This is a genomic window from Halomonas sp. PR-M31, from assembly GCF_001039575.1.
Taxonomy (GTDB): Bacteria; Pseudomonadota; Gammaproteobacteria; order Pseudomonadales; family Halomonadaceae; genus Modicisalibacter.
Genome location: NZ_JIBT01000047.1, coordinates 23,559 through 30,625, shown reverse-complemented (window position 1 = coordinate 30,625; position 7,067 = coordinate 23,559). Strand labels below are relative to the sequence as shown.

The window sequence follows — 7,067 nt, the reverse complement described above, 5'->3', positions numbered from 1 at the left end:
TGGGTAGACCGGGAGCGAAGTAGAGGGCAGCGCCAATCAAGGCCAGCACACAGGCTGCGCTTAGCGAAAGAAAAAGCCATAGGGCCGAGCCGAGCAGACGTCTGAAAAACTTCATGCAGTATCAATGTCCGTGGTAATCGAGTGACGAGCGAACGGTGGAATGCCGCACGGTCTCAGACTGGGCATTATATAGAAAGCGCGCGATGCGAAAACCAGCAATGACGATTCCTTGTGAGGAATAAGTGTGAAAGCACTGCCCTGACAGCTGTCTGTGTGCCCAAAACGCATTAATGATTTTTTCCTAGAGGCCGATAAAACCTCATACGAATGATCGCAGGTGCAAAAGGGGCCACACCGTGCTAGGGCTAAAAGCGTCCCCCAAGGGGCTTGTCGGTGTCGATATCACTTCGGCAACGGTCAAACTGATCGAATTGAAAGGTCGTGGCCAGCAGCGTCGCGTCGAGAGCTATGCGGTACGTCCGTTGCGGGAAGGCGCCGTGGTGGAGCGCCGTATCCGTAACATGGACGACGTTGTTGAAGCCATCGGCCGCGCCGTGGAACAGGCGCGTCCACGCAGTCGACATGCTGCCGTAGCGATTCCGCCCAATGCAGCGATCACCAAGACGCTGACACTGCCCGCGTCATTGAGTGACGAAGAAATCGAGGGGCGCATTCAACTCGAATCCGACAAGCACATCCCCTTTCCGTTCAACGAAGTTGCCTTCGACTTTCAGCGTCTGGGGGCGAATACCCGCTACCCGGACCAGCAGAATGTACTGCTTGTTGCCTGCCGGCAACAAGAGGTTGGTCAGCTTACCGATGCGGTGTTGCAGGCGGGGCTTGAGCCGACGGCAGTGGATATCGAAACCTTTGCTCTGGAGCGTGTATTCAGCGAGCTGCGTCGTCAGCTGGGGCAAGGGATAGGCGAAAGCGAATGCGTTGCGCTAGTCGATCTTGGCGCCAACATGAACGCCTTCCATGTATTGCAACACGGTCGCACCCTTTATAGCCGCGACACGGTCTTTGGCGGTCGCAAGCTGACGGATCACATCCGCCAGCGCTATGGGCTGAGTCTGGAAGAGGCGGGATTGGCCAAGAAGCGCGGAGGTTTGCCCGAGGACTATGCGGATCAGGTTTTGATGCCCTTCGTCGATGCGGTGATCCAACAAATTGGCCGTTCGCTGCAGCTTTATTACAGCGCCGGTCGCAACCCCACGGTCAAGCATTTGATCTTGGCCGGTGGGTCCAGCGTGATTCCTGGCCTGCGCGAAAAGCTCGAGGCCAGTAGCGGCATGCGAGTGGAAATCGCCAATCCCTTCATGCACATGACAATCAACCCACGGGTCAACGCTTCGGCACTGACCAGCGATGCGCCGGCGCTGCTGACCGCCTGTGGCCTGGCCATGAGGGCTCGTCCATGAGTATCGAGATCAATCTGCTGCCCTGGCGCGAGGCGCAACGCGAAACCCGTAGCCGTCGTTTCATGATGAGCCTGGGTTTGATGGCGCTGCTGGGCGCCGCCGCTGGCTGGGGGTTGACGCAGTTCTATCAACAGGCGCTGGACTCGCAGCACCAGCGCAATCACTACATCGAAACCCGCATGCAGCGCCTGGATCAGGATATTGCCGCCATCCGGGACTACCAGGCGCTACGGGAGCGCATGCTGACCCAGATCGAGTTGATTCGGGAATTACAGTTCAGCCGCCCCCAGACGGTGCGCGTGTTCAATCAGCTGGTCGCCAGCCTACAGGAAGGCGTGTACTACAACGAACTGTCCCGAGACAAGAATCAGCTGCGTTTTCTGGGTCAGGCGGACACCAATCGTCAAGTGTCCGATCAATTACGCGCGATCGCTGCCAGTGAGGTATTCGCGATTCCACTGTTATCCGAAGTGCAGGCGGCAGACGAAGGCCTGGGCAAGCGCTTTGACATGAGCGTCACCGAAATTCTGCCCAGCGCCATGGCCGAACAATACGCCAAGGAGGATTTGCCATGAACCTCAAGGCCATGAACTTCAAAGCCACGAACCTCAAGGCAGAATGGCAGCGCCTGCGAGAGCTTGAATGGCGGGAGCTGGATGTCAGTGAGGCCTCCAGCTGGCCGGTATCGCTGAAGATACTCTGCTCCGCGCTGGTATTGGGGAGCATATTCGCCGCCATGAACTGGTATATGGCGACACCTCGTGCCGAACTGCTCCAAGGCGCCCAAGCCGAAGAGCGCGAATTGATCCAGCGCTACGAAAGCAAGGCTTTCCAAGCGGCCAATTTGCCGCTAATGCGGGAGCAGATGGGCGAACTCGAGACGCGAATGGGGATGCTGCTGGAAATGCTACCCACCGGCGTCGAAGTGCCGGCGTTGATCGACAACATCAGCGATACCGCTCATGACAATCAGCTCACCATCGATTTCATTCGACTGCGCAGCCCGGTACTCAAGGAGTTCTACACCGAACAACCTTTCGATATTCAGGTACAGGGCGACTATCACCGCATTGCCGCTTTTCTCTCCGGTGTGGCTGGATTGCCGCGTATCGTCACTTTGCACGATTTCAGCCTCTCTCCGGTAGAGAAAGCGGACACGCTGCGGCTGTCGATGCTGGCCAAGACCTACAATCATCGACCGGAGACCCAGCCATGAAAGGCAGAATTTTCGGGCCGCTATTGATGATAGTGCTGACAGGCTGCAGCGACAGCGATCTAGGCGGCCTCGAGCGTCAACTGAACGTATTGCAAAGCCGCCCGACCGGTCAGGTAGCGCCGCTTCCAGAGGCACCTGTGTATCGTCCGGTGACCTACGACCAGGCCGCTGGTCGCAGCCCTTTTGCGCCTCGGCGTCCGGAAACCGAACAGGATCGTGACCTGGGCCAAGAGCTGGCGCCGGACTTGCAGCGACCCCGGGAGCCTCTTGAAGCCTACACCCTGGAATCCCTGATCCTGGTGGGTACCTTGCGCACCGATGAGCGGACCTCTGCATTGATTCGCGATCCGCAGGGGGAGGTGCACCGGCTATATGTCGGTGGGCATCTGGGGACGGATTTCGGCCGTATCATCCATATCGATGAACGCTCTTTGCAGCTTCTGGAGATCGTGCCGAACGGTCAGGGCGGCTGGATAGAACGTCGCGGCAAACTGGCATTGAACGACGACAGCGAAAAAAAACGTCAAGGCTGATAAAGACGCCAAGGCAGGTTTAGGGGAACACAACATGATAAAACTCATTCGCACGCTGCTGGCGACGGCGCTACTCAGCGGCGCCGGGCCGGTCCTGGCGCAATCCGCCCTGATAGGCGTGGACTTCGAACAGTCTAACGACGATCAACTGGAAGTCTCGCTACGCTTCTCCGGTGCCATACCCGAGGTGCGCAGCTATCGCATCGAGTCTCCCTCCCGGTTGACCATCGATCTATTGGAGACCGCCAGTGAGCTGGAGCAGCGCCGCTTCGATCTGGCGCTGGCAGGCGTGCGCCAGCTGGTAGCCCTGGAGTCCGGCAAGCGTACCCGGCTAGTATTCGATCTCGAAAGCGATCTTTCTTATACCTTGGACGAGCGTGGCAATGTTCTGGTGCTCAAGCTTGGCAAGAGTGCGGCAAGAACGTCGAAGCTTTCCGATTTGATCGCAACCGGTAGTGTGATCGATAGCGCGAGCGCCGCCCCGGCAAAAGAAGGCGTCTATTTACCCAGAACGCCCTCTTCCGATCTAGTGGAAGCGAAAACCAAGATCAAGTCCGAAGCCGTGCCCAGAGCCGTGCCCAGAGCCGTGCCCGCGGTACTCGGCCCCCGGATCGAGGACATCGACTTTCGCCGTGGTGAGGAGGGTGCCAGCCGACTGATCCTGACCTTCGATCGCCCTGGCGTCGATGCCCGAGTCAGCGAACGGGGCGATCGGCGTATCATGGCGAACATCGAAGACGTGACACTGCCTTCATCGTTGTTCAAGACCCTGGACGTCAGCGATTTCGGCACGCCGATGCAGCGTATCGTCCCACAGCTCAAGGGCCGAGACCTGCAGCTGACCATTGAGGCCAAAGGGGAATATGCGATGCTCTCGACCCATAATGGTCGTGAGCTTGTGATCGAGGCCAGACCATTGACCCGGGCCGAGCGGGATGCCGAGCAGCGCCAGAGTGATGCCTATACCGGCAAGCGCATCACGCTCAATTTTCAGGATATCGAGGTACGTGAAGTGCTGGCGATCATCGCCGATTTCACCGGTCTCAATCTGGTGGCCCGGGACAGCGTACAGGGCAGCGTGACCTTGAATCTGCAGAACGTGCCTTGGGATCAGGCGCTGGATCTGGTGCTCAAGAGTCATGGTCTGGCCAGTCGTCAGACCGGCAACGTGCTGGTGGTGGCGCCGGCGGAAGAGCTGGCCGCCATGGAGCGCCGGGAGTTCGAAGCCCAGGCGCAGATGCAGGAACTGGCGCCGCTTTCCACCGAGTATCTCCAGGTGCGTTATGCCAAGGCGGATGAGCTGGCTTCGTTGCTCAGAGGTGCTGAAGGGTTTGGTCTGCTTTCCGACCGGGGCAAGGTCAGTGTCGATGCTCGCACCAATACCCTGCTGATTCAGGAAACCCCGGAACAGCTCAAGGCCATCAAGTTTACCCTGGATCAGCTGGACGTGCCGGTACGCCAGGTACAGATCGAGGCGCGCATCGTTATTGCCCGGGATAGCGCCGCCCGGGAGCTGGGGGTCAACTGGGGCATGTCCTCCGCCAAGCCGGTCAACGGAGTGCTGGGTAACGGCAGCAGCCTGGATCTTGGCGGTGCTTCGAGCGGCCAGGCGCCCAATGGCGGCCTGTCGGTGGATCTGGGGGATGATTTCAACCCCAGCAGCGTGTTCAGCTTCGGCTATCTTTCCGGCGACATTCTGCTCGATCTCGAGCTGCGGGCCCTGGAAAGCGAAGGCAAGAGCCAGACCATTTCCCAGCCCAAGGTGATCACTGCCAATCAAAAGCGCGCCGTGATCAAGCAGGGCCAGGAGATCCCCTATCAGGAGGCCACCTCCAGCGGCGCCACCAACGTCGAGTTCAAGGAAGCGGTGCTGTCGCTTGAGGTCACGCCGCAGATCACCCCGGACGATCGCATCATCATGGACCTGGTGATCAACAATGACGACGTGGCGGATGCAAGCTTCGCCGGTGCCCCGGCCATCGACACCAACGAGATCCAGACGCAGGTGCTGGTCAACAACGGCGAAACCGTGGTGCTGGGCGGAATCCTGACCACGGAACAGCTGGAAAATCTGTTCAAGACACCCCTGTTGGGCGACCTGCCATTATTGGGTCATCTATTTCGCTATACCGAACAGAGCAATCAGAAGGTAGAATTGCTAGTCTTCATCACTCCGAAAATCATCGAGGATAGACTGGCGATTCGCTAATGCAGGGTTTTCCCAATCTCTTTCTGATCGGTCCCATGGGGGCCGGTAAAAGCACCATCGGCCGCCTTCTGGCGGCCGAGTTGCAGCGCGATTTCGTCGATAGCGATCACGAGATCCAGGCCCGCTGCGGTGCCGACATTCCCTGGATATTCGACGTCGAAGGAGAGGCGGGCTTTCGTCTGCGCGAACGGTTGATCATCGACGAACTCAGCCAGCGCGATGACATCGTCCTTGCTACCGGTGGCGGGGTAGTGATGCACGAAGACAATCGTCAGGTGCTGCGAGAGCGCGGTACCGTGATCTATCTCTATGCCACCGTCGAGCAACAGCTACGCCGTACCGCCAAGGATCGCAATCGCCCTTTGCTGCGCAGCGACGATCCCGAGGCCGTACTGCGAGGGTTGTTCGAGACACGCGATCCGCTGTACCGTGCCACCGCCGACCTGCTGGTACGCACCGATCGACGTGGCACCCGTTCGGTGGTCAACGACATACTCAGGCGCGTGACACGGCTCATCGACCCTTTGCAGACCAAGGCGTGAAATCAATGAATACCTCTCTAGCATCGCCGCGCACCCTCGACGTCGCGCTGGGCGAGCGCAGTTACCCCATTCATGTCGGTGCTGGGCTTTTACAGGATCCGAGACTGCTGCGCTCCCACCTGGCGGGTCGCCAGGTGTTGATCGTTACCAACGAGACCGTAGCGCCGCTCTATCTCGATATCCTCAAGCAGGGGCTCGACGGGGATCTCGAGGTGCAGGAACTCATCTTGCCAGATGGGGAGCAGACCAAGACCCTGGCCACGGTGACACGTATCTGGGACGCCTTGCTGGAAGCCGGCTTCAATCGCCGCTGTACCCTCATCGCCCTTGGCGGCGGCGTGATCGGTGACATGACCGGCTATGCTGCCGCCTGCTATCAGCGCGGCGTGGCCTTCATTCAGGTGCCGACCACCCTGTTGGCGCAAGTCGACTCCTCCGTAGGCGGTAAGACCGGCGTCAATCATCCCTTGGGCAAGAACATGATCGGTGCCTTCTGGCAGCCGCGAGCGGTGATCATTGATACGAGAACCCTTGACAGTCTGCCGGAGCGAGAGCTGTCCGCGGGGCTTGCGGAGGTGATCAAGTACGGGCTGATCTGCGATCTTCCCTTCCTTGCTTGGCTCGAAGAGCACATGACGAGGCTGCGAGAGCTTGATGCTGACCTGCTCAGCGAGGCCATTTTGCGCAGCTGCAGAATCAAAGCGGACATCGTGGCCGCGGACGAGACCGAGCAGGGCGTGCGGGCATTGCTCAACCTGGGGCATACCTTCGGTCATGCCATTGAGGCGCACCAGGGCTATGGCAACTGGCTGCACGGTGAAGCGGTGGGAACCGGGATGTACCTGGCGGCACTGCTCTCCCAGCAGCTGCATTGGTTGGCTCAGGTCGAGATCGAACGGGTTGGTGCCGTGCTGAGAGCGGCAGGGCTGCCGCTAAGCGCACCGGCGAACATGAACGCGGCGGCCTTTCTCGAGCACATGCGCCGCGACAAGAAAAATCTGGATGCGCGTATCCGTTTGGTGCTACTGCGCGGCCTTGGCGACGCCTGTCTTTACGACGACACCTCTCCCATTCTGCTCGAGCAGTTCCTGCAAGAGTGTCCGCGAGATTGATCGGCTTTTATTGATCAAATTCAAGCAGCTTCAT

At 59.2% G+C, this 7,067-nt stretch carries 7 protein-coding genes; all 7 read left to right on the top strand.

Annotation, left to right across the window (positions count from 1 at the left end):
- The first annotated feature begins 356 nt into the window (after nt 1–356).
- From pilM to aroB, 7 genes are read left to right on the top strand one after another with little or no spacing between them, the layout of a single operon-like run.
- The gene (gene pilM / locus CH74_RS13350; RefSeq protein WP_048308040.1) at nt 357–1,421 is read left to right on the top strand and encodes a type IV pilus assembly protein PilM; all 1,065 of its coding nucleotides are present in this window, start codon (nt 357–359) and stop codon (nt 1,419–1,421) included.
- A complete protein-coding gene (locus CH74_RS13345) occupies nt 1,418–1,996 on the top strand; it encodes a PilN domain-containing protein (RefSeq protein ID WP_048308039.1) in 579 nt (192 codons plus the stop codon). The genes pilM and CH74_RS13345 overlap by 4 nt, the downstream gene beginning before the upstream one ends.
- Nucleotides 1,993–2,637 carry a type 4a pilus biogenesis protein PilO gene (locus tag CH74_RS13340; RefSeq protein ID WP_253273067.1) on the top strand — a complete coding sequence of 215 codons (645 nt, stop codon included), beginning with the start codon at nt 1,993–1,995 and terminating at the stop codon, nt 2,635–2,637. Before CH74_RS13345 ends, CH74_RS13340 begins: the two co-directional genes overlap by 4 nt.
- Entirely contained in the window at nt 2,634–3,170 is a 537-nt protein-coding gene (locus tag CH74_RS13335) for a pilus assembly protein PilP (RefSeq protein WP_048308038.1), read from the top strand. The genes CH74_RS13340 and CH74_RS13335 overlap by 4 nt, the downstream gene beginning before the upstream one ends.
- 34 nt (nt 3,171–3,204) lie before the next feature.
- Entirely contained in the window at nt 3,205–5,379 is a 2,175-nt protein-coding gene (gene pilQ, locus CH74_RS13330; protein WP_048308037.1) for a type IV pilus secretin PilQ, read from the top strand.
- Nucleotides 5,379–5,921 carry a shikimate kinase AroK gene (gene aroK / locus CH74_RS13325; RefSeq protein ID WP_048308036.1) on the top strand — a complete coding sequence of 181 codons (543 nt, stop codon included), beginning with the start codon at nt 5,379–5,381 and terminating at the stop codon, nt 5,919–5,921. The genes pilQ and aroK overlap by 1 nt, the downstream gene beginning before the upstream one ends.
- Before the next feature lie 5 nt (nt 5,922–5,926).
- On the top strand, nt 5,927–7,033 hold the full coding sequence (aroB, locus tag CH74_RS13320) for a 3-dehydroquinate synthase (RefSeq protein ID WP_048308035.1): 1,107 nt from the start codon (nt 5,927–5,929) through the stop codon (nt 7,031–7,033).
- Nucleotides 7,034–7,067 lie beyond the last annotated feature (34 nt).